The following is a 25,842-nucleotide window of genomic DNA, read 5'->3' on the forward strand; positions in this document are numbered from 1 at the left end:
ATGGGCTTTCGCTGCGGGATCGTCGGGCTGCCGAACGTCGGCAAGTCGACGCTGTTCAACGCGCTGACCGAGACCGCGTCGGCGGCAGCGGCGAACTATCCGTTCTGCACGATCGAGCCCAACGTCGGCAACGTGCCGGTGCCCGATCCGCGCCTCGCACCGCTCGCCAAGATCGCCGGCTCGGCCAAGATCATCGAGACGCAGCTCGGCTTCACCGACATCGCCGGTCTGGTCCGCGGCGCGTCGAAGGGTGAAGGCCTGGGCAACCAGTTCCTCGGCAACATCCGCGAGACCGACGCCATCGTCCACGTCCTGCGCTGCTTCGTCGACGACGACGTCACCCATGTCGAGGGCAAGATCGACCCGATTTCCGACGCCGACACCGTCGACACCGAGCTGATGCTGAGCGACCTGGAATCGCTGGAGAAGCGCGTCCCCGCTCTCGCCAAGAAGGGCATGCAGGGTGACAAGGACGCCAAGGCCGCCGCCGCCGTGCTGGGCCGCGCGCTCGACCTGCTGCGCGACGGCAAGCCCGCCCGACTCACCGTCCCCGCCGACGAGGAAGAGGCCAAGCTGTTCGCCCAGGCGCAACTGCTCACCGCCAAGCCGGTGCTGTACGTTTGCAACGTCGAGGAAGCCTCCGCCGCCAATGGCAACGCGCTGTCCGAGTTGGTCGCCGCCAAGGCCAAGGCCGAGGGCGCGCGATCGGTGGTGATCTCCGCCGCGATCGAGTCCGAGATCGCCCAGATGGATCCCGCCGACCGCCCCGACTTCCTCGCCGAACTGGGCCTGACAGAGACCGGCCTCGCCCGCGTCGTGCGTGCCGGCTACGACCTGCTCGGCCTGCTGACCTTCTTCACCGTCGGTCCGAAGGAGACCCGCGCCTGGACGATCCCGGCCGGCTCGCGCGCGCCACAGGCCGCCGGCGCGATCCACAGCGACTTCGAAAAGGGCTTCATCCGCGCCGAGACGATTGCCTATGAAGACTATATCGCCTTCAAAGGCGAGGCCGGGGCCCGCGACGCGGGCAAGTTCCGCTCCGAGGGGAAGGAGTATGTCGTGGCCGACGGCGATGTGCTCAATTTCCGCTTCAACGTCTGAGCCGGTGAGGCCGCTCCTGGCCAGCAGGTCGAGGGGATGACCGCCGGCCGGGCGCCGCGCCGGTTGCTCGCACTGGTGCTGGCGATCACCGGGACCACCGCGATCCTGATGCTGAGCCGGGTCTATTACCAGGGTCCGGTCAGCGACCATTTCAACGGCCGTCATTTCGAGAACCCCGAAGGCGAGTACGGTACGGGCGGCGCGCGCAAGCCCGGGCCGGAGCAGTTGCTCGACGACGTCACCGGCAAAAACCGCCGATCCTGGCCGCGATCGATCCCGGTAAATCTCACCGTGCCGGCGCGGCGCGTCGACGGCAAGGCGATGCGGATCACCTGGATCGGCCATGCCACTGCGTTGATCCAGACGCAGGGGCTGAACATCCTGCTCGATCCGGTCTGGGTGAAGCGCGATTCACCGGTCCAGTTCGACGGGCCCCGCCGGGTCCGCGCGCCCGGTGTCCGGCTGGAGGATCTGCCCCGGATCGATGTCGTGCTGATCAGCCACAACCACTACGACCATCTCGACATGGCGACGCTGGCGACGCTGTGGCAGCGCGACCGGCCGGTGGTCGTCACCGGGCTGGGCAATGACGAATTGCTCCGCCGCCACGGCATCGTCGCGGCGGCGCGCGACTGGGGCGGACGCGTCGCACTGCGGCCCGGCATCGAGGTGATTGTCGAGCGCGCCCATCACTGGAGCGGGCGCTGGCTGCTCGACCGCAATCGTACCCTGTGGTGCGGTTTCACCGTCACCCTGCCCGGCGGCAACATCTTCTATGCCGGCGATACCGGCCCGGCCCGGATGCAATGGGCCGATGCAGCCGCGACGCGTGGACCGATCCGGCTGGCGGTGCTGCCGATCGGCGCGTTCAAGCCGGGGCGAGCCGAGAGCGGCAACCATATCAGCCCGGTGGAGGCGGTGGCGGCGTTCCGGCGGCTGAAGGCGGCGTACGCATTCGGCGTGCATTGGGGAACATTCGAGCTGACCAACGAGGGGGTCAACGAGCCCCGCGACGTGCTGGCAGCGACGCTGGCCAGCCAGGACATACCGGCGGCACGTTTCCGCACCACCGAACCCGGCGTCCCGGTCGACATCCCCTCCCTCCCCCGGCCAGTGGGAGCGACTGGCGCCTAAGCGCCAGGGAGAGGGAACGCATACCGGGAGGGAAGCCCCCGGCCATGCCGAGCAGCTTACTCCCGATCAAACAGCAGGTTCTTGGAACCGAGCTTAGGTAGGAGCCGACAGGTCAGACCACCGGCCCAATCGCTGCAACCGCGCCTAGTCTCCGGCAAAGCCCAGCAGCGCATCGACCCGCAGGCCCCTGGCGCGCAGCCGATCCGCTCCGCCAAGATCGGGCAGGTCGATAACGAACGCCGCGCCGAGCACTTCCGCCCCGGCCTGCGCCAACAACTGCACTGTCGCCAGCGCCGTGCCACCGGTGGCGATCAGGTCGTCGACGACCAGCACGCGGGCGCCCGGCGTACAGGCGTCGGCGTGCATTTCGATCCGATCCTGCCCATATTCCAGGGCGTAGTTGATGCCGAGCACGGCACCGGGCAGCTTGTTCTTCTTGCGGACCAGCAGCAAGCCGCAGCCGAGCTTGTGCGCCAGCGCCGCGCCGAAGATGAAACCCCGCGCTTCGATGCCGGCGATCAGGTCGGGCTTGAGGTCGGCGACCTGGGCGGCCATCCGGTCGATGCATCGGCCGAAACCCTGCGCGTCGAGCAGCAGGGTGGTGATGTCGCGAAACTGGATGCCCGGCTTGGGATAGTCCGGGATGGTGCGGATAAGCGCGGCGAGGTCGGCATTGTCCCCGAGGTCGCCGCGCTCGTCTGTCACTTCTTGACGGGCACCGCGCCAGGCGTTCCGCACTTGGCGAACTTGCCGTCCTTGCGGCACCGGGTCGCCGCGGCGGTCGCTACCGGCGGGCACTTGGTGAACTTGCCCTTGGCATCCTTGCAGGGTGCCGCCAGCGAAGGCGTCGACAAGCTACCGAGCGCGATGGCGACGGCGGTAGCATAGGCAGCGAAGCGGGTCATGGTTTCTCCCTCCAGATAGCCCCCGGGAGGAGTCTTAAACCCGTCCGCTGCCGACACAATAGCCTACACCGCTGGCGTGGCGGTCTTCTTGCCCTTCACGTCGCGCCACACCCGCTGATAGCTGGCGTAGGCAAGAACGGTCAGGATGATCAGGAACAGGACAGCACCCGTTCCCGTACGACGACGCGCCTCGAGCTTGGGCTCCGCAGTCCAGGTCAGGAACGCCGAGACGTCCTCCGCCATCTGCTCGACACTGGCCTTGGTGCCATCGGCGTAGGTCACCTGACCCTCCGTCAGCGGCGGCGGCATGGCGATGTTCAGCGAGCGGAAGTACGGGTTGTAGTAAAGACCGTCCGGAACCGTCCAACCCTTGGGCGCATCCTTGTAGCCCGCGAGCAGCGAGTGGACGTACTGCGAACCGTCCTCGCGTGCCTTGGTGATCAGCGACAGGTCAGGCGGCAGCGCATTGTTGTTGGCGGCTCGTGCGGCCGTGTCGTTCGGGAACGGCGGCGGGAAGTGATCCGACGGCAGCGCCTTGCGAGTGTTCACCTCACCGGTCTTGTCGTCGATCGACGGAACGTCATAGCCCTTAGCCAGCGCCTTAACTTCGGCGGCGTTGAAGCCGAGGTCGGTCAGGTTGCGGAAGGCGACGCGGTTGAGGCTGTGGCAGGCCGAGCAGACTTCCTTGTAGACCTGCATGCCGCGCTGCAGCTGCTGGCGATCGAAGGTGCCGACGACCGGATTGTTGAAGGTGAAGTCGACCTCGCGCGGGTGGAGGTGAAGCGCCTTCACCTGATCCGGTGCGGTGGCGTCGCGGGGCAGGACGGCGCCCCACAACAAAGCGGCGCAGAAGACGATGCCGACGAGTGCGGCGATCAAGCGAACCATGCTGGATTGCCCCTTATTCGGCTGGCTGCGGATTGCCGGTACCCGGCAGTTCCGAGATGCCGGCGCCCGGCAGCTGCTGGTTGACCGGCGCACCGAGGTTGGTCTGACGCTTGAGCACCGCCTCCGAGATGGAGTTGGGCAGCGGCAGTGGCTTCTCGATCCGGCTGATGATCGGCAGGATGATCAGGAAGTGCGCGAAGTAATAGGCGCTGGCGAGCTGGCTGAGGCGCAACCAGGGCTCCTCCGCCGGCTTGCCGCCGCAGATGCCGAGCAGGATGGCGTCGGCGACGAACACCCAGAAGGCGATCTTGGCCATCGGACGATAGTTGTTCGACTTGACCGGCGACGTGTCGAGCCAGGGCAGGAAGAACAGCAGCAGGATGGCGGAGAACATCGCCAGCACGCCCCACAGCTTCGCCGGGACCCACAGGAAGTCGACGGTGAAGGCGCGCAGGATTGCGTAGAATGGCCAGAAATACCATTCGGGAACGATGTGCGCCGGCGTCGAGAGCGGGTTGGCCGGGATGTAGTTGTCGGCCTCGCCCAGAGCGTTCGGCGCGAAGAACACCACCGCGGCGAACAGCGTCAGGTAGACGCCGAGGCCGAAGAAGTCCTTCGAGGTGTAGTATGGGTGGAACGGCACGGTGTCCTGCGGACCCTTGACGCTGATCCCCGTCGGGTTGTTCGAACCCGGGATGTGCAGCGCCCAGACGTGCAGGATGACGACGCCGAAGGTCACGAACGGCAGCAGGTAATGCAGCGAGAAGAAGCGGTTCAGCGTCGCATTGTCGGGCGAGAAGCCACCCAGCAGCCAAGTGTGGATCAGGTCGCCGACCACCGGGATAGCCGAGAACAGGTTGGTGATGACGGTCGCGCCCCAGAAGCTCATCTGGCCCCAGACCAGCACGTAGCCCATGAACGCCGTCGCCATCATCAGCAGGAAGATGACCAGCCCGAGCAGCCACAGCACTTCGCGCGGCGGCTTGTACGAGCCGTAGTAGAGGCCGCGGAAGATGTGGATGTAGACCGCGACGAAGAAGAAGCTGGCGCCGGTCGCATGGGCGTAGCGCATCATCCAGCCGCCGTTGACGTCGCGCATGATGTGCTCGACCGAGTCGAAGGCGATCTGGGTATTGGCGGCATAATGCATCGCCAGCACGATGCCGGTGACGATCTGCAGCACCAGCGCAACGCCGGCGAGAACGCCGAAATTGTAGAAATAGTTGAGGTTCTTCGGGACCGGGTAACCGGCGCCGACCGAATCATAGACCAGCCGCGGCAAGGGCAGCCGGCTGTCCATGTATTTGCCGAGCGTGGAGGTCGGCTCGTAATGCTTGGCCCAGGGGAATGTCGACATGGTTCTGATCCCTAGCCGATGGTCACTTGAGTGGGCGTCTTGAAGCCATACTCCGGAACCTCTAGGTTCTTCGGAGCCGGGCCCTTGCGAATACGTGCGGCGGTATCATAGCTCGAACCGTGGCACGGGCAGAAGTAGCCGCCGAAGTCGCCGCGGTTCTCACCCTCGCCGGCGCCCAGCGGGACGCAGCCGAGGTGGGTGCATACACCCAGCGTAATCAACCAGTTGGTGTGCCCGTCCTTGGTCCGCTGCGCCAGCGTCTGCGGGTCGCGCAGCTCCGACAGCGGGACCTTGTTCGCCGCGGCCTGCTCGGCCGGCGTCAGGTTGCGCAGGAACACCGGCTTGCCGCGCCAGCTGACCTTGATCGCCTGGCCGGGCTGGATCGACGACAGGTCGACGTCGATCGAAGCGAGCGCCAGCACGTCGGCCGACGGGTTCATCTGGTTGACCAGCGGCCATACCAAAGTCGCAGCGCCGGCGGCGGCAAAAGCCCCCGTCGCGATGTAGATGAAGTCACGGCGACGTTCGCCGGTGTCTGAGAGGTCTTCGGTCGGCTGTAATGCCATCTGGCTCATGCCCTGGATGAATGTTGCAGGGCTGATAGCCGCGCAACACCTGAAAGTGCAACGGGCATTTTGGCGCAATGGTCTTCCCGCACTCACTTGCTTGGCGCTAGAGACGCCTAAACCGAGGGGATCGACCATGGAACTCGACGATCAGCAGCAGCGTGCCGAAGCCTGGTTCCGCTCGCTGCGCGACCAGCTGTGCGCCGCATTCGAGGCGCTGGAGGACGAGGGCGACGGCCCTGCCCCGGCCGGACGGTTCGCGCAATCGACCTGGGAACGCCCCGATCCGAGCGGTGCGCCGGGTGGCGGCGGGCTGATGTCGGTGATGAAGGGCCGGGTCTTCGAAAAGGTCGGGGTCAACACCTCGACGGTGCACGGCGAGTTCTCGCCCGAGTTCGCCAAGACCATTCCCGGCGCCGACGTCGACCCGCGCTTTTTTGCGACGGGCATCAGCCTGGTGGCGCACATGGCCAACCCGCACGTCCCTGCGGTGCACATGAACACGCGCTTCCTGGTGACGACGAAGCGCTGGTTCGGCGGCGGTGCGGATCTCAACCCGGCGCTGCCCGTCGACGGCGACACGGCGGACTTCAAGGCGGCGTTCGAGACGACCTGCGACGTGCACGGCGCGGATTACTGGCCGCGATTCTCGAAATGGTGCGACGATTATTTCTGGGTGCCGCACCGCAATCGCCACCGCGGCGTCGGCGGCATCTTCTACGACCGCCTGGACGGCGACTGGGAGGCCGACTTCGCATTCACCCAGGATGTCGGCCGGACTCTGCTGCGCACCTTCCCCGAGCTCGTACGCCGCCGCATGCACCAGCCCTTCACCCAGGACGAGCGCGATGCGCAGCTGCGCTACCGTGGGCTCTATGCGGAATTCAACCTGGTCTATGACCGCGGCACGACGTTCGGACTGAAGACCGGCGGCAACACCGAGGCGATCCTGATGAGCCTGCCACCCCTGGCGCGCTGGGACTGAGGCGCCGGATCAGCCGATCAGGCGCCGATAGATGACCGCCAGCCCGACCGAATTGAACACCGAATAGACCGTCGCCACGGCGGCCGAAACCAGCGCGACGACAAAGCTCGCCAGTGCCTTGCCGCCCATCAGGGTCAGCACAGAGCCGAGCGCCGATGCCACTCCGCCCGCGAGGATCGTCAGGCCCAACATTGCCGCGATCATCAGCCCGAGGAAACCCAGCACCCGCCCGGCATTGCCGGCGGTCGCCACCCAGCTGAGCTGCAGCGCCGCCACCGGTCCGACGGTCCGCGATGCCAGCACCGGCAGGGCCAGCGCCAGTCGCGCGATGCCGTAGATGCCGGGGATCAGCAGCGCCAAGCCGAACAGCACCAGCACCTGCTGGCTGCGCATCCCGGCCTGGACGAGCAGCACCGCCGGCACCAGCACCAGCGACGTCAGGATCGCCGCTATCGCCAGCCTGGGCAGCACCATCGCCGCATGGACCAGCGCCGGCCGCGCCCCGCCACCGACGATAACGAGCCGCGCGACGCTGAGCTGTGCCAAGGCACCGATCAGCGCCAGCACCCCCTGCACCAGCAGCAGCGACGGCGGAATGTCGGCGAGCTTGGTCGGCATCTGCGGCCCGAAGACCTCGACGACCATCATCGGCAGCATCACGAATGCGCCTGCCAGGGTCAGGTAGGTGCCGAGATCGCGCCGGGTCAGCCGGACGGTCTCCCGCCACGCGGCAGCGATCGGGAATCGGGTCATCGGCGCGCTCAAGCGGCGCGTGCGATGCCCTTGTCGACGAGCAGCTCCGCCAATTCGCCGCTCTCGTACATTTCCATCATGATGTCGGAGCCGCCGACGAACTCGCCCTTGACGTACAGTTGCGGCACCGTCGGCCAGTCGGAATAGATCTTCACGCCGGCCCGGACCTCGGGATCGCGAAGCACGTCGACGGTGTCGAAGTGCACGCCGAGACGCTCGAGGATCTGGATCGCGGTCGATGAAAAGCCGCACTGCGGGAAGATCGGGGTGCCCTTCATGAACAGCATGACGTCACTGCTGCCGACGATGCCGGCGATGCGGGATTGAACCTGGTCGTCCATCTGCTTCACTCCTTCAAGGGGCTGCGGTGGTCAGCTGGAGCGCGTGCAACACGCCGCCCATCCGTCCACCCAGCGAATTATAAACCAGTTGATGCTGACGCACCCGCGGCAATCCGGTGAACGCCGCCGAGACGACGCGCGCCGCATAGTGATCGCCGTCGCCCGCAAGATCGGTGATCTCCACCTGCGCGTCGGGCAAGGCCGCGATGATCGCCGCCTCGATGTCGGCAGCTGCCATCGCCATCAGATTCGACCCGACGTCATTCGCCCGCGACCAGGACCTGGTGGCGTGCCTCGACCAGCGTCGTCGCCATGTGATCGCGAATCTCGGCCTCGGTGGCGATGCCGACCAGATCGGCGAACAGCTTGTTGAACACGTCTTCCTCGCCCGGCTCCTCGAAGTCGACGATGACGATCGAGGCCGCGTACGCCGCCGCTTCCTCGCCCGTCTTGCCGAGCTTTTCAGCAGCCCAGAGGCCGACCAGCCGGTCTCGGCGTGCCATCACCTTGAATTCGAGGTCGGCGTCGCGTGCGAACTTGTCCTCGAAGGCACGCTCGCGGTTGTCCAGGGTGGTCATGCTGTTCCTCAGTGCCTCGGGCTGTCTCTCTTCAGATAGAGAGGCCGGGCCAAGGGTTCAACGCCCGATCTCCAGCCACGAAACATTGTCACCCAGCGTGGCTCGCGCTATGTACAGGTCCACCCGCCCCGGCCGCGCCGCATCCGCGCGCCGGGGCGCTGTCATTCGAGAAGGCCACTTGCCATGTCCCGCCGCCGCCAGATCTACGAGGGCAAGGCCAAGATCCTCTACGAGGGTCCTGAGCCCGGCACGATCATCCAGTATTTCAAGGACGACGCCACCGCGTTCAACGCCCAGAAAAAGGGCACGATCAGCGGCAAGGGCGTCCTGAACAACCGCATCTCGGAGCATCTGTTCACGCTCCTCGGCACCATCGGCGTGCCGACGCACTTCATCCGCCGCCTCAACATGCGCGAGCAACTGGTTCGCCAGGTTGAGATCGTGCCGGTCGAGGTCGTCGTCCGCAACGTCGTCGCCGGTTCGCTGGCAAAGCGCCTCGGCATGGAGGAAGGCACCCCCCTGCCCCGCACGATTATCGAATATTATTACAAGGACGACGCGCTCGGCGACCCGATGGTCACCGAGGAGCATATCTCGGCTTTCGGCTGGGCGACGCAGGAGGAGATGCACGACATCGCCGACCTGGCGATCCGCATCAACGACTTCATGGCCGGGCTGTTCGCCGGCGTCGGCGTCCGCCTCGTCGACTTCAAGCTCGAGTTCGGTCGCCTGTTCGAAGGTGACTACAGCCGCATCATCCTCGCCGACGAGATCAGCCCCGACGGTTGCCGCCTGTGGGACATGAAGACCTCAGAGAAGATGGACAAGGACCGCTTCCGCCTCGACCTGGGAGGCGAAGTCGAAGCTTATCAGGAGATTGCACGCCGTCTTGGCCTGCTGCCCGAAGGTGTCGTCGGCGCCGTCCTCGACCTCGACGAGCATCGGAAGTCGCGCGGCAAGTAAGCTTTTGGCGCCTGTCCCGACGATACACCTGGTCTGCGGTTCGACGGGCGCCGGCAAGACGACCTATTCGCTGGCGCTGACCGAGCGGCTGGGCGGCGTGCGCTTCTCGATCGACGAGTGGATGGCGACGCTGTTCTGGCAGGACAGTCCGCAGCCGATCGAATTCGCCTGGTCGATCGAGCGCGTCGAACGCTGCCGGGCGCAGATCTGGAACGTCGCCGCGCAGCTCGGAGCGCGGGGCGTGCCGGCAATCCTCGACCTCGGCTTCACGACATTCGACAGCCGGGCGAAGATTGCCCGACTGTCGCGCGATGCCGGGCTGGTGCCGCAACTGCACTTCGTCGACGTCGATGCCGACGAGCGGTGGCGCCGGGTCGCGCAACGTAACGTCGGCCAGGGCGAAACCCGGCATCTCGCCTTCGACATCACCCGCGAGATGTTCGACATGATCGAAGCGATGTGGGAAGCCCCAGATGCGGCCGAGATGACCGAGTTGAACGGCATGCGCGCCACCTGACGTCGATCGCCGGTCTTGCGAGGCGGCGGGCGGCTGGTACACCGTGACGATGTTGAACCGCACGATACTTCTCGCCATGACGATTGCGGTCCCGGCGTTCGCCCAGACCGCGACTCCGGAGCCGTATCTGGCGCCGGGCAGCCTCGATATCCTCCAATCGCTGGCGCCCGCTCCGGTCAAGGGCGACGCGCGCTACGCCGCCGACCGCAAGATCTTCAAGCAGACGCGCAAGCTGGTCGGCACGCCGCGTTATGCACTGGCGACGCACGACGTCGACTACACGCTGCCGACGATGATGGGCAATTTCAGCTGTGCCGCCGGGATCGTGCTGAGCCCGACGACGGCGCCCAGATTGGCGCTGGTGATGGCGCGGGCCGGCCGCGACACGCAGGCGACGTCGGGCGCGGGCAAGGACCATTACAAGCGGCTGCGGCCGTTCCAGATCGATCGGGGCAAGACCTGCCAGCCGGGGGACGAACTGAAGGGCAGCTTCGACTACCCATCGGGCCATACGACCTGGGGCTGGACCTGGGGGACGCTGCTCAGCGAACTGCTGCCCGACCGTGCCAGCGCCATCGAGTCGCGCGCCCGGGCTTATGGCGAGAGCCGAATCATCTGCGGCGTGCACAACGCCAGCGCAGTCGAGGCGGGGCGCAACACCGCGACCGCGACATTGGCCGTTGTTCATGCCTCGCCTGAGTTCCAGGCCGACTTTGCTGCCGCGCGAACCGAACTGGCAGCTTTGCGCACCGCCGCGACGCCGCCCGATGCAGCGGCGTGTGCGATCGAGGCCGGGCTGGTGGCGCAGCGGCCCTACTAAGGCGCAACCGTTGGTTGAACCTAACGACGGTGCAGGGCATAGGGCAGGCATGAAAGCCCGTGTCACCGTTACCCTCAAGCCCGGCGTGCTCGACCCGCAGGGCCGCGCCATCCACCATGCCCTGGAGAGCCTCGGCTTCTCCGGCGTCGAAGGGGTCAGGCAAGGCAAGCTGATCGAGCTCGATGTCGCCGATGGCACCGACACCGCGACCATCGAGGACATGTGCCGCAAGTTGCTGGCCAATACGGTGATCGAGAACTTCAAGGTCGAACTGCTGTGAAAACCGCGGTCGTCGTCTTTCCCGGCTCCAACTGCGACCGTGACCTCGCCGTCGCGCTGCGCGAAGCGACGGGCGCGGCCCCGGCGATGGTCTGGCACGGCGACACCGACCTGCCCGAGGGACTCGACCTGATCGCCCTGCCCGGCGGCTTTTCCTATGGCGACTATCTACGCTCGGGGGCGATGTCGGCGCGGTCGCCGGTGATGCGCGCCGTCGGCGAGGCAGCGGCGCGCGGCGTCGCGGTGCTCGGCGTATGCAACGGCTTCCAGGTGCTGACCGAGGCCGGGCTGTTGCCGGGCGCGCTGATGCGCAACGCCGGGCTCGACTTCGTCTGCCGCGACGTCGCGATCGAAGTTGCCTCCAGCCAGACCAGTTTCACCTCGCACTACGACGCGGGCGAGACGATCCGCATCCCGGTCGCCCATCACGACGGCAATTTCACCGCCGACGCCGAGGTTCTCGACCGCCTCGAGGGCGAAGGCCGCGTCGTGTTCCGCTACGCCGAGGAGGTCAACGGCTCGGCCCGGCGGATCGCGGGTATCGTCAACGCCCAAGGCAATGTGCTGGGCCTGATGCCGCATCCCGAGCGCATGGCGGAGGACGCGCACGGCGGCACCGATGGCCGCCGACTGTTCGACGGCCTGGTCGCCGCGCTGCGCTAACTCGCTAGCCGAGGACGCGCGCCAGGAAGTCCGGGTGGAGCGCCCAGCCGGCGAAGCCCGCGACTCCCAGGACCAGCCCGCACGCCCCGAACACCCAGGCGACGCCGAGCACCCAGAAGCTCTCGACCAGCGCCGACACCGCCGCCACCGACACCGCGATCGAGACCAGCGCGTCGGTCGCGTCGAACTGGTCGTCGTGGAAGTTCAGCGCGTCGTACTCGGCCTCATAGCCCTTGGCCTTGACCTGCAGCGCCGGGGTCTCGCGCTTGTACTTGGCGATCTCGGCCGCCATCGCCGCCTGCTGCCCGGCGACCGCCGCGCTATCCTTCGCCAGCGGGCCGAGCACCGCGAGCTGGTCGGCGGCGCTTTGCGTGACGTGCAGCTTGGTCCGCGTCGCCTGGTATTCGCCCCAGGTGTCGACCGCGTTGGCCTTGGCCTGCTGCATGTTCTGGTTGATGTTGCCGTCCTTGATATTGCACAGGCCGAGGAACACCGAGAACAGCACCACCGTCGCCGCTACCGCGCGGTTCAGCCGCTTGTCGCTCGCCTCGGGAAGCTCTGGAGATTCCATTTAAACCCTCGTTCTGAACGGGTTGAAGTCGGTGCGCTCGTCGAAGACGTCGATGCCCTCGGCGCGCTTGAAGGCCGCGACGACGCGGTAGGTGACCGGCGTCAGGATCACCTCCCACAGCACCTTGAGGCCATAATTGGTGACCATCACCTGAACCACCAGGCTGGTCTGCCAGACGCCGAGGAACGCCAGCGGATAGAAGATCAGGCTGTCGACGCCCTGCCCGACTACCGTCGATCCGATCGTCCGCGTCCACAGCATCCGGCCCTGCGTCCACACCTTCATCCGTGCCAATACGAAAGCATTGGCCAGCTCCCCCGCCCAGAATGCCGCGATGCTGGCCAGCACGATGCGCGGCGTCTGGCCGAACACCTCCGCTAGCGCCGCCTGCCCAGTGTAGCCGGGCGCGGCGGGCAGGTTTACCACCACCCACGCCATGCCGGCCATGAACAGCGCCGCCGCGAACCCGGCCCAGACGACGCGCCGGGCCCGGGCATAGCCATAGACCTCGGTCAGCACGTCGCCGAGGACATAGCCGAGCGGGAAGAACAGGATGCCCGCGCCGAACGTCACCATGCCGACCAGCGGCAGCGTCACCACCGCCGGCTTGCCCGCGCCGATCAGGTTGGAGCAGATCAGGATCGCGACGAACGCCGCCATGGCGAAGTCGTAATAGCGCAGCTGGCGCCCGCCCAGCGCGCCCGCCTCGACTGTCTGAAGCGGCTCGTCAACCATGCCGATCCTTCCGTGTTCCGCAAATGTTCTCGCCGTGCTACGGTGCCGGCATGGACGAGTCGCAACCGTTGCGCTGGCTCTACTTCGACCTCAACAGCTATTTTGCGAGCGTCGAACAACAGCTCCAGCCCGAACTCAGGGGCCGCCCGATCGCGGTCGCCGCGGTCCACACCGATTCGACCGCTGCGATCGCCGCAAGCTATGAAGCCAAGGCCTATGGGATCAAGACCGGCACCCCGATCTGGGAGGCCAAGGCGATGTGCCGCGACCTTGTCGTCGTTCCCGCCCGTCACCAGGAGTACGTCCGCTTCCACCACGCGATCATCGCCGAGATCGAGACGCACGTCCCAGTCACCGCCGTCTGCTCGATCGACGAGGTCGCCTGCCGGCTGATGAACAACGAGAACTCGCGCAGCGCGGTCGAGGCGCTGGCCGGCCGCATCAAGGCGGGGGTCGCGGCGAACGTCGGCGTCTGCCTGAAGTCGTCGATCGGGGTCGCGCCGAATCGCCTGCTCGCCAAGATCGCCAGCGACATGATGAAGCCCGACGGGCTGACCATCCTGGAGGCGGTAACGCTCCACGACCGGCTGTGCACCCTGAAGCCCGGCGACATTCCCGGCGTCGGGCGCAACATGGAGAAGCGGCTGGCGGCCGCCGGGGTCGTCGACATGGCGCGCATCCTGTCGCTGTCGGCGCGCGAGGCGCGGCGGGTGTGGGGCAGCGTCTGGGGCGAGCGGCTGTACTGGCTGCTGCGCGGCGCCGACCTGCCCGAAGTGGCGACGCAGCGGCGCAGCATCGGGCACAGCGCCGTGCTCAGCCCGGAGCGGCGGACACCCGATCGCGCCCGGCTGGTGGTGCGCCGGCTGTTGATGAAGGCCGCGACCCGCCTGCGCCGCATGGAGTGCCGGACCTCGATGCTGGTGCTGACGGTCAAGGGCGAGGACAAGACGAAATGGTCGCACGGCCAGCGGCTGGTCGCGGCCCAGGACAGCATCACGATGCTCGGCGTGCTCGACGGACTATGGCAACGGATGCTGGCCGAGATGCCGGAGCACCGCTACCGCCAGGTCTCGGTCGCGCTGCTCGAACTGACGCCCGCCGCCGAGGCGCAATTGGCGCTGTTCGACTCGGGGTCCAGCATCGGCGCGGCGACCGAAGCGCGGCGGCTGGCGCTGAGCCGCGCGCTCGACAAGGCCAACGGGCGCTGGGGGCGCGATGCGGTGACCATCGGCCACGACGCCTCGGGCGCGACACGCTCATCCGGGCCGAAGATCGCCTTCACCCGCATCCCCGAGCTTGCAGAATTCAGCGAATAGCCGGGTCAGCGCTGGCCCAGCGCGCCCCAGTCGAGTTCGCCGAGGCCCTGTTCGATCGCCTCGTCCATCTGCACCGCAAGCTGGCGCGCGAACGGCAGCACGGCATCCGGACCGGCGAGCGCCAGGCCAAGCCCGACATCCTTGCGCCCGAGCCGCAGCGGGAAGCCTGCCGGCTCGAACTTCTTTGCGGCGATCATCCCGCCATAATTGGTGAACATGCGGTTGCCGAAGCCGGTCTCGGTGAACAGCGCGAGCATCGCCTCCGCGGTCACGCCGCGCGCCCCGGCAATCGCGTAAGCCTCGGTCAGCACCTCGATGATCGCCGCGATCGAGCCATTTGCCGCGATCTTCGCCGCCGCCGCCATGCCGGGTTCGCTGCCCATCCGCACGACGCGCTGGCCGATCGCCGCGAACAATGGCTCGCAGCGCGCGAGGTCGTCATCGCTGCCGGCGGCCAGGACCGACAGCTGCCCGGCGGCGGCAACATCGGGACGACCCAGTACCTGCGCCGAGACGAAGCGTTGCCCACGTTCGGCATGGGCCGACGCCAGGCGATCGGTCAGCGCGACGCTGACTGTGCTGCAGGAGACGTGGAGGACGTCCGGCCCGGCGGACAGGATGCCGTGCTCCCCGAAGCTTACCGCCTCCAGCGCGCGGTCGTCGGCGAGCATCGACAGCACGATGCCCGCACCCGCCGCCTCGGCCGGCGACCCGACGACGCTGCAGTTCCCACCCGCGAGCCGCGCCGCCTTGGCCGGATCACGGTTCCACGCCCGAACCGCATGTCCCGCACTGGCGAGGTTGGCCGCCATCGGCGACCCCATTTGCCCGAGGCCGATAAAACCCACGTCCATGCTGAAATCCTTGCTTGTCGCGTCGTGCAACGCCGGGCGCGTCGATCGGATGCGCGTTGGTGACAGTCGCGCCCCCCTCGGTTAGAGCGTCGGCATGACCGAGATCACCCCCGCCATCGTCGCCGAGCACGGCCTGACGCCGACCGAGTACCAGTCGATCCTCGACAGCATCGGGCGAACCCCGAACCTGCTCGAGCTCGGCATCTTCTCGGTGATGTGGTCGGAGCATTGTTCGTACAAGTCCAGCCGCATGCATTTGGCCAAGCTGCCGACCGAGGCGCCCTGGGTGATCTGCGGACCGGGCGAGAACGCCGGGGTCATCGACATCGGCGACGGCGACGCGGCGATCTTCAAGATGGAGTCGCACAACCACCCCAGCTTCATCGAGCCCTACCAGGGCGCCGCGACCGGTGTCGGTGGCATCCTGCGCGATGTCTTCACCATGGGCGCGCGGCCGATCGCCAATCTGAACGCGTTGCGCTTCGGATCGGCCGACGCGCCGCGCATGAAGCACCTGATCCGCGGCGTTGTCGCCGGCATCGGCGGCTATGGCAATTGCGTCGGCGTGCCCACGGTGGGCGGCGAAACCGACTTCCACCCGGCGTATAACGGCAACATCCTGGTCAACGCGATGACCGTCGGCACCGCGAAGCAGGACAAGATCTTCTATTCCGCCGCCGCCGGCATCGGCAATCCGGTGGTCTATGTCGGTTCGAAGACCGGGCGCGACGGCATCCACGGCGCAACCATGGCCTCGGCCGAGTTCACCGAGGACAGCGAGGACAAGCGCCCGACCGTGCAGGTCGGCGACCCGTTCACCGAGAAGTTGCTGATCGAGGCGTGCCTCGAGCTGATGGCGTCCGATGCGATCGTCGCGATCCAGGACATGGGCGCGGCGGGCCTGACCTCCTCCTCGGTCGAAATGGCGTCCAAGGGCGGCGTCGGCCTGCGGCTCGACCTCGACAAGGTGCCGGTCCGCGAGGACGCGATGACGCCGTACGAGATGATGCTCAGCGAAAGCCAGGAGCGCATGTTGATGGTGCTCAAGCCGGGCCGCGAAGGCTTTGCCGAGGCGATCTTCCGCAAGTGGGAGCTGGACTTCGCGGTCATCGGCGAAGTCGTCGAAGGCGAGTCGCTGGTGCTGACCTTCCACGGCGAGACGGTCGGCGACATCCCGCTCGGGCCGCTGGCCGACAAGGCGCCGAAGTACGACCGCCCGCATGTCGAGACGCCGAAGCGCGCGGCGCTGACGGATGTGCCCGAGAGCGCCGACATCGGTGCCGACCTGCTGCGCCTGATGGGCAGTCCCGATATCGCGTCGCGGCGCTGGATCTGGGAGCAGTACGACCACATGGTCGGCGCGGACACAGTGCAGCGCCCGGGCGGCGATGCGGCGGTGGTGCGGGTGCACGGCACGGCCAAGGGCCTGGCGATCACCACCGACTGCACGCCGCGCTATTGCTTCGCCGACCCGTATGAGGGCGGCAAGCAGGCGGTCGCGGAGACTTACCGCAATCTGTCAGCTGTCGGTGCCAAGCCATTGGCGATCACCGATTGTCTAAACTTCGGCAACCCGCAGCGTCCGGAGATCATGGGGCAGCTGGTGGGGTGCATCGAGGGCATGGCGGAGGCTTGCCGCGGGCTCGACTATCCGGTCGTGAGCGGCAACGTCAGCCTGTACAACGAGACCGAGGGCACCGGTATCTTGCCGACCCCGGCGATCGGTGGTGTCGGCCTGCTGGCGGACTGGTCCAAGTCGGCGACCATCGCCTTCAAGGCCGATGGCGAGGCGATCTGGCTGATCGGCGACGGACCCGGGCATCTTGGGCAGTCGCTGTGGCTGCGCGAGTTGCACGGCCGGGAAGACGGTCCGCCGCCACCGGTCGACCTTACCGCCGAGAAAGCCGCGGGCGAGTTGGTGCGCGGGCTGATCGAGGCGGGCGTCGCGACGGCGGTGCACGACCTTTCGGGTGGCGGGCTGTTGGTCGGGCTGGCGGAAATGGCGCTGGCCGGCAGGATCGGTGCCGCGTTGGAGCAGGACGCAGGCGCCGCCGCGATGTTCGGCGAGGATCAGGGGCGCTATTTGGTGACCGTCGCCGCCGGTGCCCGGATCGAACCTGGCGCCGTGCCAGCGCGACGGATCGGCACGACGGGCGGCGACACGGTTGCCGGTGTCATACTGTCCGAGCTTCGCGCAGCACATGAGGATTGGCTGCCTAAGCTGATGGCGAGGTAGGTCCCGGCCGTCTCGCGACGCTGACTGGAAGGCTTATGTGCGGGCGCCTTCAGATCGCTCGCTGCTGTTGCGTCAGACGGTCCATTCGATGAGGTCTTCGCGCTCGCCGATCAGGGCGAGACCCTGTGCAATCGAAGTGAGCTCGCCCCCCACCGCGACACGGTCCGCGCCGAAGCGCCGCTCGAAGATGGCACGGACCGCCGGGATCAGCGACGATCCACCGGTGAGGAAGACACGGCCGATGCCGGCGTCATCGAGACCCGCTATGGCCAGTGCATCGTCGACGCAGCTTTCGATCCGCGCGAGGTCGCCGGCGATCCACGCCTCGAACTCGTCGCGCGTGACGTCGGCAGAAACATCGAGGCCCCCGCCGACGAACTCGAAGGTGGCGCGGTCCTTCTGCGACAATGCCCGCTTCAGCCGGCCGATGGCGTCGTAAAGTGGATAGCCCAGTTCGTTCTCGATCACGGCGATCAGCCGCGCGATGGCAGCCGGATCGATCGCCTGGTGCTGGAGTTGGCGAAGCTCCTCCATCGTCCGCCGGTTGCGCATCAACGCCAGCCGGGACCAATTGGCAAAGTCGGAGAAATAGCTGCCGGGGATGGCCAGCTGCTTGCCGAACGAGCGATACTCGCTGCCCTTGCCGAGCTTGGGCAACACCAGATGGTCCATCAGCCGAAAGTCGAAGTCGTCGCCAGCGATGCCGATGCCCGCGTTCCCCAGCGGCGTGAAGCGCTGCGCAGCGCCGGGCCGTTTCATGTGGACGATCGAGAAGTCGCTGGTGCCGCCGCCGAAATCGGCAACCAGCACGGTCGCTTCGTCGGCCAGGCGAACGGCATAGCTGAAGGCGGCCGCGAGCGGCTCATAAACGTAATGAACCTCGGTGCCGAAGCCGGCGAACATCTTGCCATAGCGTTCGCGGGCGAGGGCCGGGTCTGGGCTGCTCCCGGCATAGGCGACCGGGCGTCCGACGATGACGCGCTCCGGCGGGACGTCGAGGCTGCCGCCCGAATGCGTCACCAGCCGGTCGAGGAACAACCGGCCCAAAGCCTCGAAGCTGAAGCGCTTGCCGAGGATCGAGGCGGTTTCGAAATTGCGGCTGGCAGCGACCGACTTGAACGACTGGATGAACCGGCTGCCCAGCGGATAGGCGAGGTATTCGGCGATCGCCCAGGGTCCGGCCTCGGCGGCGATGCCGCCCGCGACGTCCTCGTCCTCCCAGAAGCACAGCGCCGAGCGGAATACGTCGGCGGCGGCATCGGGACCGGCAAAGTCGATCAGGACGGGCCCCCCGGCCCCGCCCGACAGCGCGCCGACGGTATTGGTGGTGCCGAAGTCGAGCCCGAGGGATCGGGATGCCGTGCTGGTCTGCATCTTCGCCTCGGTGGGGCCAGTCGGGCCGGGGCGCGTCTATGCCTATGGCATCAGGCTCCTGACAAGCGGCGTCGTGCACAAACTTCCGCGCCGGGCCAGTGACGATCGGGTCCGACCGCCGACCGTATATTGCCGCGGGTGGAAAGTTAGTGCCTGTCCTTCGTTATACAATTCGTTAACCCGTGCCGCTCGATTGCGGCGCCAGCGAAGGATCGCGATGACCGCAACGACCCGCTTCGACACGTTCACCGGCCGTCACCCGGAGGCCGTTCGTGCCCGGCTGCAGGGGTTGGAGTTCGTGCTGGAGAAGGCGTTCCGCGTGCCGGGTACGCGGATGCGCGTCGGGCTGGACAGTGTCGTCGGCCTGGTGCCGGTCGCCGGCGACGTGATCACCGGCCTGATGGGCTGCTATTTGGTTTGGGAAGCGCGCAACGCGGGTGCGTCGCGCTGGCTGCAGGCGCGGATGCTGGCCAATGTCGGGATCGACACCGCGATCGGTGCGATACCGTTCGTCGGCGATGCCTTCGACTTCGTGTTCAAGTCGAACTCCAAGAACATGCGGCTGCTGAGGCATCACCTCGACCGCTATCATCCGGTGCTCGCCTAGCGCGGCCAGACCCGGACCGGCACGCGGTCCGGCGCGCCGATGTCGTTGTCTTCGCAGGCCATCGGCGCATAGGCCTTGGTCAGGCAGACGCGGGTCTCGGTGAGCCATTGTTTGCGGTCGGTGCCGACGAAGATCGAGCCGCGCGGCAGCTTGGGATTGGCCTTCAGGATCGCGTCACGGATCGAGCCGGCGGTGAGCTTGCCGCGTAGGACACTGACGTCGGGCATGACGATGCCGGCGGCGACGCGCTGCTCGTCGGCAAAGAACGCCTTTTCATCGGGCCAGGCGCAGGTGCCGTGCTTGGCCCATTCATGCTGCAACAGGCTGACCGCCGGCGTCATGCACCAGTTGGCGCGGACCGTGGCGGGCGACAGCGCAGTCGGGGCGCGGCAGAATTGCGGATAGGTCTTGCCGGCGCCGTCGGGCCACAATCCATGGACCTTGAAGGCGAACTTCTGCGAGCAACCTTCACCGGGGTAGTTGCGGCAATTTTGCGGCCACCAATACCAGGCGATGACGAACTTCTCGACCGGCAGGATCCGCTGCTCCTCCTGCGCACCAGCCGGGGCGGGCGTCAGGTTCGGTGGGACCGCGCAACTCTCGGCAGCGTTGGTGACGCCTGCCATGGTCAGCAGGGCGGCGGCGATCAGGCGATCAAGCATAGTCCATCCCGATATCGGCCGCGGGTGCGCTTTGGGTGATGCGCCCGACGGAAACGAAGGTGACGCCGGTTTCGGCAAGGCCGCGGATCGTGTCGAGGTTGACGCCCCCCGACGCCTCGGTCGGCACGCGCCCGGCGACCAGCGCCACGGCCTCGCGCAGCACCGCCGCGCCCATGTTGTCGAGCAGCAGCCGATCGGCTCCTGCGGCCAGCGCCGGCTCGATCTGGTCGATACGGTCGACCTCGACGACGATACCCTGCAGCCCGGCGGCCTTGGCGGCGCGCACTGCGGCATCGACGCTGCCGGCGACGGCGATATGGTTGTCCTTGATCATCACCCCGTCGTCGAGGCGCATCCGGTGATTGGTCGCGCCGCCGGTCCGGGTTGCGTACTTCTCCAGCACGCGCAGCCCGGGCAACGTCTTGCGCGTGTCGAGCAGGACGGCGCCGGTGCCCTCGATGGCGTCGACATACCGCCGCGCCATCGTCGCGATGCCGGTCAGATGCTGGACGTTGTTGAGCGCCGACCGTTCCGCCGACAACAGCGCGCGGGCGTTGCCGGTGACGCGCAGCAGCGGCGTGCCGGGGGTGACCGCGACGCCCTCCTCCACCAGCGTCTCGACCTGCGCGGCGGGATCGAGCGCGAGGAAGAACGCCGCCGCGATCCACAATCCGCAGACCGTGACCGCGTCCCGGCTGGCGAGCACTGCAGCCAGCCTGGCGTCCGCCGGGATGACCGCGGACGAGGTGACGTCGCCGCCCTCCCCCAGGTCTTCGGCCAGCGTGGCACGGACGAACGCGTCGAGGTCGAAGCCGGGGATCATCCCGTGTCGCTAGCGCCCGGCCCGGCCCGCGGCAAGCCGATAGCGGCATAGGGTGGCTCGCGTCCAGGACGCGGGCTAGCATCGGGCCATGACCGAACCTCGTCCGATCCGCCACGCGCTGGCGTTCATCTTCGTCACGGTGCTGATCGATTCGATCGGCTTCGGCATCGTCACGCCGGTGCTGCCCGAGTTGATCATGCATTTGACCGGGCGCGACCTTGCGGGGGCGGCGCCGATCAGCGGTTATCTCGGCGTCGGTTATGCGGTGATGCAGTTCGTCTTCGCGCCGCTGATCGGCGGATTGTCCGATCGCTTCGGGCGCCGCCCGGTGCTGCTCGCGTCGCTGGCGGCGTTCAGCCTCGACTATGCCGCGATGGCCTTCGCACCGACGATCGCCTGGTTGTTCGCCGCGCGGCTGGTGGCCGGCGTTACCGGCGCCTCGTTCGGCACCGCCTATGCTTATGTCGCCGACGTCAGCCCGCCCGACCGTCGCGGTGCCAACTTCGGGATCATCGGCATGGGCTTTGGCCTCGGCTTCATCATAGGCCCGGCGTTGGGCGGGGTGCTGGCGCACTATGGCACGCCGGTGCCGTTCATGGTCGCCGCGGGCCTTGCGCTGGTCAACGTCGCCTATGGCTATTTCGTCCTGCCCGAGAGCCTGTCGCCGGAGAACCGGCGCCCCTTCGACCTGAAGCGCGCCAATCCGATCGGCTCGGTGCTGCGCATCCGCAAGTACAGCCCGGCAGTGATGACCCTGGTCATGGCGACCTTCCTGTGGGTCGTCGGCTTCCAGGCGCTGCCGGTGACGTGGAATTACTTCACGATCGCGCGCTTCGGCTGGTCGACGGCGCAGATCGGCTACAGCTTCGCCGCCGTCGGACTGGTCGCCATCATCATGCAGGGCGGCGTCGGGCGGCTGATCATTCCCCGCGTCGGCGAGCGGCGTGTCGTGATCGCAGGCGGCATCAGCGCCATTGCCGCCTATCTGATATACACCTTCGCTCAGGCCGGCTGGCAGATGTATGTCGGCATCGCCGTCGGCGGACTGTCCGGCCTCGTCTACCAGTCGATGCAGGCGCTGATGTCGCGCGAAGTCGGGCCGTCCGAGCAGGGCGAGCTGCAGGGCGCCATCGCCAGCATCTTCAGCATCGCGTCGATCATCGGTCCGCTGGCGATGACGCAGGTGTTCGCGCGCTTCGTGGCAGCCGACGCGCCGGTCTACCTACCCGGCGCGCCCTTCGTCCTCGCAGCCCTGCTGTCGGCGGGGATGCTGGCGGTGTTCGTCGGCGTGAAAGTCAGATCCGCCCCATCAGGAACAGGATGACGATGATCAACAGGACGACGCCGAGCCCGCCCGACGGGCCATAGCCCCAGCCGCTGCTGTAGCCCCAGTTCGGCAGTGAACCGACGAGCAGCAGGATGACGACGATGAGCAGGATCAAACCGAGCGACACAGCGCGTTCCTCCGTTGGTTCGGAGGTGTAACGCGGTCATTACGGGAAGGTTGCGAATGGTGCTGCCGGGGAGGATCGAACTCCCGACCTCAGCCTTACCAAGGATGCGCTCTACCACTGAGCTACGGCAGCACATTCGCGGGTGACGCGTCCGACCCGGGGGTCTCGGCGTGCGGGCGGCTATGGGGGAACCCGCGCGGGCTTGTCAAGGCAAGTGCGTGGGGATTAGGCGATACCGATGGCCGATAACACCGCAGCATCGAGACGAGCAGAACGTTTGGCCGCGGCGCTGCGGGCAAACCTGCAGCGCCGCAAGGGTCGCGACCGGGGCGAAGCGGCTGCCCCGCCCGAGGTCGAGGAAGCGCCTAGCTCTTCGACGCCAGCGCCGCCTCCACCGCAGCGGTGACCTCAGGCGCGCCCGGCTGGACCTTGTTGCCGAAGGCGCGGATCAGCTTGCCGTCGCGACCGACGAGATATTTGTGGAAGTTCCAGGTCGGCACCTGGTCGGGGCCGAGAGTTGCGGCGGCCCAGCGGTAGAAGGGCACGGCGCCCGGACCCTTGACGGTGCTCGTCTCGGTCAGCGGAAACTTGATGCCGAACTTGGCGTCGCAGAAGGTTTTGACCTCCTTGTTGCTGCCGAACTCCTGGTCGCCGAAGTCCTTCGACGGTACGCCGATGATCGTCAGGCCCTTGGCATTATAGGCCTCGTACAGCTTCTCCAGGCCTTCATATTGCGGGGTGTTACCGCACATGCTGGCGGTGTTGACCACCATGATGACCTTGCCCTTGTACTGGGCGAAGGGCAGCGGCGTGCCGTCGATGCCGGTCATGGTGACGTCATACGCCGAGGTCACTCCGGCCGGCGCTGCAGCGATGGACAGGGCAGCAACGGCGGCGAGCGAAACGATGCGGATCATGTGGCGGGCTCCTCTGGCGATTTGCGATCATGGACCGCCTTGACGACAGGCGTAACTACCAAAAGTGCCACGGGTAGCAGCAGCCAGCTCAGCATCGCCGCCTGCGGATGCGCCGAGGCGAAGAAGGCGCTGATGCCGAACAGCAAAGGCGGCATCGCGCTGCGCCACAGGATCGCGATCCGCTCCGGACGAGCCATGCCGGGCAGCTCGATCCGCGGCCGCAGCGTGAAGGCGGCGAGGATGAAATGCATCAGGCCGAGCGCCGCGACGCTGATCGCGTAAAGCGTCACGACTCCCGGATCGAGGCCCCGTTCGCTGAGCACCGCGGTCGGGAATGGCAGGAAGATCACAGTCAGCAACAACAGCAGGTTGAGCCGCATCACGCCCGGCGTCGCCACGCCAAGGCGCGCGAACAGCTTGTTGTGGTTGAGCCAGTAGATGCCGATGACCATGAAGCTGAGCAGGAAGCCGAACAGGTGCGGCACCGTCGCGGCAAAGGCCTGATCGAAGGGCAGCTCGCCCGGCGGCAGCTTGACCTCGATGATCAGCAGCGTGATCGCGATGGCAAACACCGCGTCGCTGAAGAAGACCGTACGTTCGAAGGCGATGTCGCGCGTCGCGTGTTCGCTCATCGGTCGAGTGGTGCCGTCCGGGTCGCCAGCCAGTCGCGCCCGGCCTCGTCGAGGAGCGGACCGACCTCGGCAGCGACACGGGCGTGATAGGCGTCGACCCAGGCACGCTCGCCGGCGCTGAGCATCGACGCGTCGATGAGGTTGCGATCGATCGGCGCCAGCGTCAGCGGCTCGAAACCGAGCATCGGCTTTTCGGCGCCGGGGACGTCGCGGGGCACGACCAGCACGAGGTTCTCGATGCGGATGCCGTACTCGCCGGTCTTGTAATAGCCGGGCTCGTTGGAGACGATCATGCCGGCCGCGAGGGGCTCGTCGCCGCCGGGTTGGCCGCCGGCCATCGTCGCGATGCGCTGCGGGCCCTCATGGACCGCGAGGTAGCTGCCGACGCCGTGACCGGTGCCGTGGGCGTAGTCGAGCCCCGCCTGCCACAGCGGAGCGCGCGCCAGCACGTCGAGCTGGGCGCCGCGCGTTCCTTGCGGGAAGATTGCGCTGGACAGAGCGATATGGCCCTTGAGCACGCGGGTGAAGCGGTCGCGCATTTCCGGCGTCGGGGTGCCGACCGCGAGCGTGCGGGTGACGTCGGTAGTGCCGTCGCGGTATTGGCCGCCCGAATCGATCAGGAACAGCGAACCGGGCTCGATCCTGCGGTTGGTCGCCTCCGAAACGCGGTAGTGGACGATCGCCCCGTTCGGACCGGCGCCCGAGATGGTGTCGAAGCTGAGATCCTCGAGCTGGTTGGTCTGGTCGCGGAACTGGCGCAGCTTCGCCGCCGCGCCGAGCTCGTCGAGCTGGCCCTTGGGTGCCTCGTCCGCGAACCAGTGCAGGAAGCGCGTAAGGGCCGCGCCGTCACGCAGGTGCGCTGCCCTGGAACCGGCGATCTCGACGGCGTTCTTGACCGCCTTGGGCAGCGCGCACGGGTCGCGCGCCTCGACGATCTTGGCTCCGCCGCGCCTGAGTGCCTCGAAGATCGCCGCAACGGCCGTGGCAGGGTCGGCGGTGACGGTCTGCCCGCCGAGCTGTTCCAGCGCCGTGACGAACGCCTCGCGGTCGTGGATTCGCACGTCGCTGCCGAGGTGGGCGCGCATCTCGCCGTCGAGCTTGGCCGGATCGACGAACAGCTCGGCGGTCCCGTCGGCGTGGAACAGCGCAAAGGCCAGCGCGACCGGGGTGTGCGTCACGTCCTTGCCGCGGATGTTGAGCGCCCAGGCGATCGAGTCGAGCGCCGACACCACCGCGACGTCGGCGCGCTGCTGCTTGAGCCACGCCGCGATCCCGGCGCGCTTGTCCGCCGACGAGACGCCCGCGAGTTCGTCGGGGTGCACCTCCAGCCGCGCTACCGAGCGACCGGGCCGGTCGCTCCAGATGCTGTCGACGGGATTGCGCTCTACCGCGACCAGCGTCGCACCGCGCTCCGCCAGCCGGCGCTCGGTCGCCGCAACCCAGGCGGCAGTGTGGAGCCAGGCGTCATAGCCGATGCGGTCGCCCTCCCCCGCGTGAACGCCGAGCCACTCGCCGACGCTGGAGGCCGGGACCTGCTCGAAATCGTAGAGGTCGCCCGGCACCTGCTCGCGGACCTGCAGCGTGTAGCGTCCGTCGGTGAACATCGCCGCCCGCGACGCCAGCACGGCCGCCGATCCCGCCGAGCCTTCAAACCCGGTCAGCCACGCCAGTCGCTGCGCATAGCCCCCGACATATTCGCTCATATGCTCGTCGGTCAGCGGCACCACGAAGCCGGTCAGCGCATCGTTTTGTAGCTGGGCGCGAAGGGCGGCGAGGCGATCGGCATAGGTCGACATGGGCGGGCATTCCTG

The 25,842-nt window shown here is 67.4% G+C and carries 31 protein-coding genes and 1 tRNA gene; 12 read left to right on the forward strand and 20 right to left on the reverse strand.

The window, feature by feature from the left end; translation table 11 throughout:
* Complete coding sequence (ychF, locus tag ACOFKW_RS14705; protein WP_419814877.1) at positions 1 to 1,101, forward strand: redox-regulated ATPase YchF; 1,101 nt, start codon at positions 1 to 3, stop codon at positions 1,099 to 1,101.
* A 36-nt stretch (positions 1,102 to 1,137) separates the two neighbouring features.
* The gene (locus ACOFKW_RS14710) at positions 1,138 to 2,235 is read left to right on the forward strand and encodes an MBL fold metallo-hydrolase (RefSeq protein ID WP_419814878.1); all 1,098 of its coding nucleotides are present in this window, start codon (positions 1,138 to 1,140) and stop codon (positions 2,233 to 2,235) included.
* A gap of 144 nt (positions 2,236 to 2,379) precedes the next feature.
* Here the strand turns inward: ACOFKW_RS14710 and ACOFKW_RS14715 are convergent, their stop codons facing one another.
* The 5 genes from ACOFKW_RS14715 to petA all read right to left on the reverse strand — a co-directional run bounded on the left by ACOFKW_RS14715 (position 2,380) and on the right by petA (position 5,960).
* Positions 2,380 to 2,940, reverse strand: a complete 561-nt coding sequence (locus ACOFKW_RS14715; protein WP_419814879.1) for an adenine phosphoribosyltransferase — start codon at positions 2,938 to 2,940, stop codon at positions 2,380 to 2,382.
* Positions 2,937 to 3,140 (reverse strand): hypothetical protein, encoded by a 204-nt coding sequence (locus ACOFKW_RS14720; RefSeq protein ID WP_419814880.1) that lies wholly within the window; start codon positions 3,138 to 3,140, stop codon positions 2,937 to 2,939. Before ACOFKW_RS14720 ends, ACOFKW_RS14715 begins: the two co-directional genes overlap by 4 nt.
* A gap of 63 nt (positions 3,141 to 3,203) precedes the next feature.
* Complete coding sequence (locus ACOFKW_RS14725; RefSeq protein WP_419814881.1) at positions 3,204 to 4,028, reverse strand: cytochrome c1; 825 nt, start codon at positions 4,026 to 4,028, stop codon at positions 3,204 to 3,206.
* Between the two features lie 13 nt (positions 4,029 to 4,041).
* Positions 4,042 to 5,385, reverse strand: a complete 1,344-nt coding sequence (locus tag ACOFKW_RS14730; protein WP_419814882.1) for a cytochrome b — start codon at positions 5,383 to 5,385, stop codon at positions 4,042 to 4,044.
* An 11-nt stretch (positions 5,386 to 5,396) separates the two neighbouring features.
* Positions 5,397 to 5,960 carry a ubiquinol-cytochrome c reductase iron-sulfur subunit gene (petA, locus tag ACOFKW_RS14735; RefSeq protein WP_419814883.1) on the reverse strand — a complete coding sequence of 188 codons (564 nt, stop codon included), beginning with the start codon at positions 5,958 to 5,960 and terminating at the stop codon, positions 5,397 to 5,399.
* A 127-nt stretch (positions 5,961 to 6,087) separates the two neighbouring features.
* On the opposite strand from petA, the gene hemF reads away from it, so the two are divergent.
* Positions 6,088 to 6,936, forward strand: coding sequence for an oxygen-dependent coproporphyrinogen oxidase (gene hemF / locus ACOFKW_RS14740; protein WP_419814884.1), 849 nt, complete (start codon positions 6,088 to 6,090; stop codon positions 6,934 to 6,936).
* Between the two features lie 9 nt (positions 6,937 to 6,945).
* Here hemF and ACOFKW_RS14745 read toward each other — a convergent pair whose 3' ends face one another.
* From ACOFKW_RS14745 to ACOFKW_RS14760, 4 genes are read right to left on the reverse strand one after another with little or no spacing between them, the layout of a single operon-like run.
* Positions 6,946 to 7,689 (reverse strand): hypothetical protein, encoded by a 744-nt coding sequence (locus ACOFKW_RS14745; RefSeq protein WP_419814885.1) that lies wholly within the window; start codon positions 7,687 to 7,689, stop codon positions 6,946 to 6,948.
* Positions 7,690 to 7,697: 8 nt separating this feature from the next.
* On the reverse strand, positions 7,698 to 8,030 hold the full coding sequence (gene grxD / locus ACOFKW_RS14750; RefSeq protein ID WP_419814886.1) for a Grx4 family monothiol glutaredoxin: 333 nt from the start codon (positions 8,028 to 8,030) through the stop codon (positions 7,698 to 7,700).
* Positions 8,031 to 8,043: 13 nt separating this feature from the next.
* On the reverse strand, positions 8,044 to 8,274 hold the full coding sequence (locus ACOFKW_RS14755) for a BolA/IbaG family iron-sulfur metabolism protein (RefSeq protein WP_419814887.1): 231 nt from the start codon (positions 8,272 to 8,274) through the stop codon (positions 8,044 to 8,046).
* 16 nt (positions 8,275 to 8,290) lie between these two features.
* Entirely contained in the window at positions 8,291 to 8,608 is a 318-nt protein-coding gene (locus tag ACOFKW_RS14760) for a DUF1476 domain-containing protein (RefSeq protein ID WP_419814888.1), read from the reverse strand.
* A gap of 183 nt (positions 8,609 to 8,791) precedes the next feature.
* Here ACOFKW_RS14760 and purC point away from each other — a divergent pair, with 183 nt between their 5' ends.
* The 5 genes from purC (at position 8,792) to purQ (ending at position 11,850) form a co-directional block, all read left to right on the forward strand.
* Positions 8,792 to 9,571 (forward strand): phosphoribosylaminoimidazolesuccinocarboxamide synthase, encoded by a 780-nt coding sequence (gene purC, locus ACOFKW_RS14765; protein ID WP_419814889.1) that lies wholly within the window; start codon positions 8,792 to 8,794, stop codon positions 9,569 to 9,571.
* A 4-nt stretch (positions 9,572 to 9,575) separates the two neighbouring features.
* Positions 9,576 to 10,088 carry an AAA family ATPase gene (locus ACOFKW_RS14770; protein WP_419814890.1) on the forward strand — a complete coding sequence of 171 codons (513 nt, stop codon included), beginning with the start codon at positions 9,576 to 9,578 and terminating at the stop codon, positions 10,086 to 10,088.
* A gap of 76 nt (positions 10,089 to 10,164) precedes the next feature.
* Positions 10,165 to 10,908 carry an acid phosphatase gene (locus ACOFKW_RS14775; RefSeq protein ID WP_419814891.1) on the forward strand — a complete coding sequence of 248 codons (744 nt, stop codon included), beginning with the start codon at positions 10,165 to 10,167 and terminating at the stop codon, positions 10,906 to 10,908.
* Between the two features lie 49 nt (positions 10,909 to 10,957).
* On the forward strand, positions 10,958 to 11,188 hold the full coding sequence (purS, locus tag ACOFKW_RS14780) for a phosphoribosylformylglycinamidine synthase subunit PurS (protein ID WP_419814892.1): 231 nt from the start codon (positions 10,958 to 10,960) through the stop codon (positions 11,186 to 11,188).
* Entirely contained in the window at positions 11,185 to 11,850 is a 666-nt protein-coding gene (gene purQ, locus ACOFKW_RS14785) for a phosphoribosylformylglycinamidine synthase subunit PurQ (protein ID WP_419814893.1), read from the forward strand. Before purS ends, purQ begins: the two co-directional genes overlap by 4 nt.
* 4 nt (positions 11,851 to 11,854) lie before the next feature.
* Here the strand turns inward: purQ and ACOFKW_RS14790 are convergent, their stop codons facing one another.
* Together ACOFKW_RS14790 and ACOFKW_RS14795 are read right to left on the reverse strand one after the other, a co-directional pair.
* Entirely contained in the window at positions 11,855 to 12,421 is a 567-nt protein-coding gene (locus ACOFKW_RS14790; RefSeq protein WP_419814894.1) for a DUF4337 domain-containing protein, read from the reverse strand.
* Complete coding sequence (locus tag ACOFKW_RS14795) at positions 12,422 to 13,156, reverse strand: queuosine precursor transporter (RefSeq protein WP_419814895.1); 735 nt, start codon at positions 13,154 to 13,156, stop codon at positions 12,422 to 12,424.
* A 50-nt stretch (positions 13,157 to 13,206) separates the two neighbouring features.
* Here ACOFKW_RS14795 and ACOFKW_RS14800 point away from each other — a divergent pair, with 50 nt between their 5' ends.
* A complete protein-coding gene (locus tag ACOFKW_RS14800) occupies positions 13,207 to 14,472 on the forward strand; it encodes a Y-family DNA polymerase (RefSeq protein ID WP_419814896.1) in 1,266 nt (421 codons plus the stop codon).
* Positions 14,473 to 14,477: 5 nt separating this feature from the next.
* On the opposite strand, the gene ACOFKW_RS14805 is transcribed toward ACOFKW_RS14800, so the two are convergent.
* Positions 14,478 to 15,326: an NAD(P)-dependent oxidoreductase gene (locus tag ACOFKW_RS14805; protein WP_419814897.1), complete on the reverse strand. Its 849-nt coding sequence runs from the start codon at positions 15,324 to 15,326 to the stop codon at positions 14,478 to 14,480.
* Positions 15,327 to 15,420: 94 nt separating this feature from the next.
* On the opposite strand from ACOFKW_RS14805, the gene purL reads away from it, so the two are divergent.
* On the forward strand, positions 15,421 to 17,562 hold the full coding sequence (gene purL, locus ACOFKW_RS14810; protein WP_419814898.1) for a phosphoribosylformylglycinamidine synthase subunit PurL: 2,142 nt from the start codon (positions 15,421 to 15,423) through the stop codon (positions 17,560 to 17,562).
* Between the two features lie 72 nt (positions 17,563 to 17,634).
* Here purL and ACOFKW_RS14815 read toward each other — a convergent pair whose 3' ends face one another.
* Positions 17,635 to 18,936, reverse strand: coding sequence for an Hsp70 family protein (locus tag ACOFKW_RS14815; protein WP_419814899.1), 1,302 nt, complete (start codon positions 18,934 to 18,936; stop codon positions 17,635 to 17,637).
* Positions 18,937 to 19,153: 217 nt separating this feature from the next.
* Here ACOFKW_RS14815 and ACOFKW_RS14820 point away from each other — a divergent pair, with 217 nt between their 5' ends.
* Positions 19,154 to 19,543 carry a DUF4112 domain-containing protein gene (locus tag ACOFKW_RS14820; RefSeq protein WP_419814900.1) on the forward strand — a complete coding sequence of 130 codons (390 nt, stop codon included), beginning with the start codon at positions 19,154 to 19,156 and terminating at the stop codon, positions 19,541 to 19,543.
* Here ACOFKW_RS14820 and ACOFKW_RS14825 read toward each other — a convergent pair.
* Both ACOFKW_RS14825 and nadC read right to left on the reverse strand, forming a co-directional pair.
* Entirely contained in the window at positions 19,540 to 20,205 is a 666-nt protein-coding gene (locus tag ACOFKW_RS14825) for a ribonuclease T2 family protein (RefSeq protein WP_419814901.1), read from the reverse strand. The two genes, ACOFKW_RS14820 and ACOFKW_RS14825, sit on opposite strands and share 4 nt — an antisense overlap.
* Positions 20,198 to 21,028: a carboxylating nicotinate-nucleotide diphosphorylase gene (gene nadC, locus ACOFKW_RS14830; RefSeq protein ID WP_419814902.1), complete on the reverse strand. Its 831-nt coding sequence runs from the start codon at positions 21,026 to 21,028 to the stop codon at positions 20,198 to 20,200. The genes ACOFKW_RS14825 and nadC overlap by 8 nt, the downstream gene beginning before the upstream one ends.
* 88 nt (positions 21,029 to 21,116) lie before the next feature.
* Between nadC and ACOFKW_RS14835 the strand changes: the two genes are divergently transcribed.
* A complete protein-coding gene (locus tag ACOFKW_RS14835) occupies positions 21,117 to 22,352 on the forward strand; it encodes a TCR/Tet family MFS transporter (protein WP_419814903.1) in 1,236 nt (411 codons plus the stop codon).
* Here the strand turns inward: ACOFKW_RS14835 and ACOFKW_RS14840 are convergent.
* The 5 genes from ACOFKW_RS14840 to ACOFKW_RS14860 form a co-directional block, all read right to left on the reverse strand.
* Positions 22,324 to 22,482 (reverse strand): DUF3309 family protein, encoded by a 159-nt coding sequence (locus ACOFKW_RS14840; protein ID WP_419814904.1) that lies wholly within the window; start codon positions 22,480 to 22,482, stop codon positions 22,324 to 22,326. The two genes, ACOFKW_RS14835 and ACOFKW_RS14840, sit on opposite strands and share 29 nt — an antisense overlap.
* 57 nt (positions 22,483 to 22,539) lie before the next feature.
* A tRNA-Thr gene (locus ACOFKW_RS14845) sits at positions 22,540 to 22,614 on the reverse strand.
* A 233-nt stretch (positions 22,615 to 22,847) separates the two neighbouring features.
* Positions 22,848 to 23,399, reverse strand: coding sequence for a glutathione peroxidase (locus ACOFKW_RS14850; RefSeq protein WP_419814905.1), 552 nt, complete (start codon positions 23,397 to 23,399; stop codon positions 22,848 to 22,850).
* Positions 23,396 to 24,031 carry a TMEM175 family protein gene (locus ACOFKW_RS14855; RefSeq protein WP_419814906.1) on the reverse strand — a complete coding sequence of 212 codons (636 nt, stop codon included), beginning with the start codon at positions 24,029 to 24,031 and terminating at the stop codon, positions 23,396 to 23,398. The genes ACOFKW_RS14850 and ACOFKW_RS14855 overlap by 4 nt, the downstream gene beginning before the upstream one ends.
* Positions 24,028 to 25,827: a M24 family metallopeptidase gene (locus ACOFKW_RS14860; protein ID WP_419814907.1), complete on the reverse strand. Its 1,800-nt coding sequence runs from the start codon at positions 25,825 to 25,827 to the stop codon at positions 24,028 to 24,030. The genes ACOFKW_RS14855 and ACOFKW_RS14860 overlap by 4 nt, the downstream gene beginning before the upstream one ends.
* Positions 25,828 to 25,842: the final 15 nt, after the last annotated feature.

The organism is Glacieibacterium sp. (assembly GCF_965200405.1).
Classification (GTDB): Bacteria; Pseudomonadota; Alphaproteobacteria; order Sphingomonadales; family Sphingomonadaceae; genus Glacieibacterium.

Coding starts and splice junctions, on each gene's coding strand:
- hemF (WP_419814884.1), top strand. CDS start 6,088: ATGGAACTCGACGATCAGCAGCAGCGTGCCGAAGCCTGGTTCCGCTCG.
- ACOFKW_RS14725 (WP_419814881.1), bottom strand. CDS start 4,028: ATGGTTCGCTTGATCGCCGCACTCGTCGGCATCGTCTTCTGCGCCGCT.
- ACOFKW_RS14790 (WP_419814894.1), bottom strand. CDS start 12,421: ATGGAATCTCCAGAGCTTCCCGAGGCGAGCGACAAGCGGCTGAACCGC.
- ACOFKW_RS14775 (WP_419814891.1), top strand. CDS start 10,165: ATGACGATTGCGGTCCCGGCGTTCGCCCAGACCGCGACTCCGGAGCCG.
- ACOFKW_RS14745 (WP_419814885.1), bottom strand. CDS start 7,689: ATGACCCGATTCCCGATCGCTGCCGCGTGGCGGGAGACCGTCCGGCTG.
- ACOFKW_RS14860 (WP_419814907.1), bottom strand. CDS start 25,827: ATGTCGACCTATGCCGATCGCCTCGCCGCCCTTCGCGCCCAGCTACAA.
- ACOFKW_RS14760 (WP_419814888.1), bottom strand. CDS start 8,608: ATGACCACCCTGGACAACCGCGAGCGTGCCTTCGAGGACAAGTTCGCA.
- nadC (WP_419814902.1), bottom strand. CDS start 21,028: ATGATCCCCGGCTTCGACCTCGACGCGTTCGTCCGTGCCACGCTGGCC.
- purC (WP_419814889.1), top strand. CDS start 8,792: ATGTCCCGCCGCCGCCAGATCTACGAGGGCAAGGCCAAGATCCTCTAC.
- purS (WP_419814892.1), top strand. CDS start 10,958: ATGAAAGCCCGTGTCACCGTTACCCTCAAGCCCGGCGTGCTCGACCCG.
- ACOFKW_RS14835 (WP_419814903.1), top strand. CDS start 21,117: ATGACCGAACCTCGTCCGATCCGCCACGCGCTGGCGTTCATCTTCGTC.
- ACOFKW_RS14755 (WP_419814887.1), bottom strand. CDS start 8,274: ATGGCGATGGCAGCTGCCGACATCGAGGCGGCGATCATCGCGGCCTTG.
- ACOFKW_RS14800 (WP_419814896.1), top strand. CDS start 13,207: ATGGACGAGTCGCAACCGTTGCGCTGGCTCTACTTCGACCTCAACAGC.
- ACOFKW_RS14720 (WP_419814880.1), bottom strand. CDS start 3,140: ATGACCCGCTTCGCTGCCTATGCTACCGCCGTCGCCATCGCGCTCGGT.
- ACOFKW_RS14820 (WP_419814900.1), top strand. CDS start 19,154: ATGACCGCAACGACCCGCTTCGACACGTTCACCGGCCGTCACCCGGAG.
- grxD (WP_419814886.1), bottom strand. CDS start 8,030: ATGGACGACCAGGTTCAATCCCGCATCGCCGGCATCGTCGGCAGCAGT.
- petA (WP_419814883.1), bottom strand. CDS start 5,960: ATGAGCCAGATGGCATTACAGCCGACCGAAGACCTCTCAGACACCGGC.
- ychF (WP_419814877.1), top strand. CDS start 1: ATGGGCTTTCGCTGCGGGATCGTCGGGCTGCCGAACGTCGGCAAGTCG.
- ACOFKW_RS14710 (WP_419814878.1), top strand. CDS start 1,138: ATGACCGCCGGCCGGGCGCCGCGCCGGTTGCTCGCACTGGTGCTGGCG.
- ACOFKW_RS14730 (WP_419814882.1), bottom strand. CDS start 5,385: ATGTCGACATTCCCCTGGGCCAAGCATTACGAGCCGACCTCCACGCTC.
- ACOFKW_RS14855 (WP_419814906.1), bottom strand. CDS start 24,031: ATGAGCGAACACGCGACGCGCGACATCGCCTTCGAACGTACGGTCTTC.
- ACOFKW_RS14825 (WP_419814901.1), bottom strand. CDS start 20,205: ATGCTTGATCGCCTGATCGCCGCCGCCCTGCTGACCATGGCAGGCGTC.
- ACOFKW_RS14815 (WP_419814899.1), bottom strand. CDS start 18,936: ATGCAGACCAGCACGGCATCCCGATCCCTCGGGCTCGACTTCGGCACC.
- ACOFKW_RS14850 (WP_419814905.1), bottom strand. CDS start 23,399: ATGATCCGCATCGTTTCGCTCGCCGCCGTTGCTGCCCTGTCCATCGCT.
- ACOFKW_RS14805 (WP_419814897.1), bottom strand. CDS start 15,326: ATGGACGTGGGTTTTATCGGCCTCGGGCAAATGGGGTCGCCGATGGCG.
- ACOFKW_RS14795 (WP_419814895.1), bottom strand. CDS start 13,156: ATGGTTGACGAGCCGCTTCAGACAGTCGAGGCGGGCGCGCTGGGCGGG.
- purL (WP_419814898.1), top strand. CDS start 15,421: ATGACCGAGATCACCCCCGCCATCGTCGCCGAGCACGGCCTGACGCCG.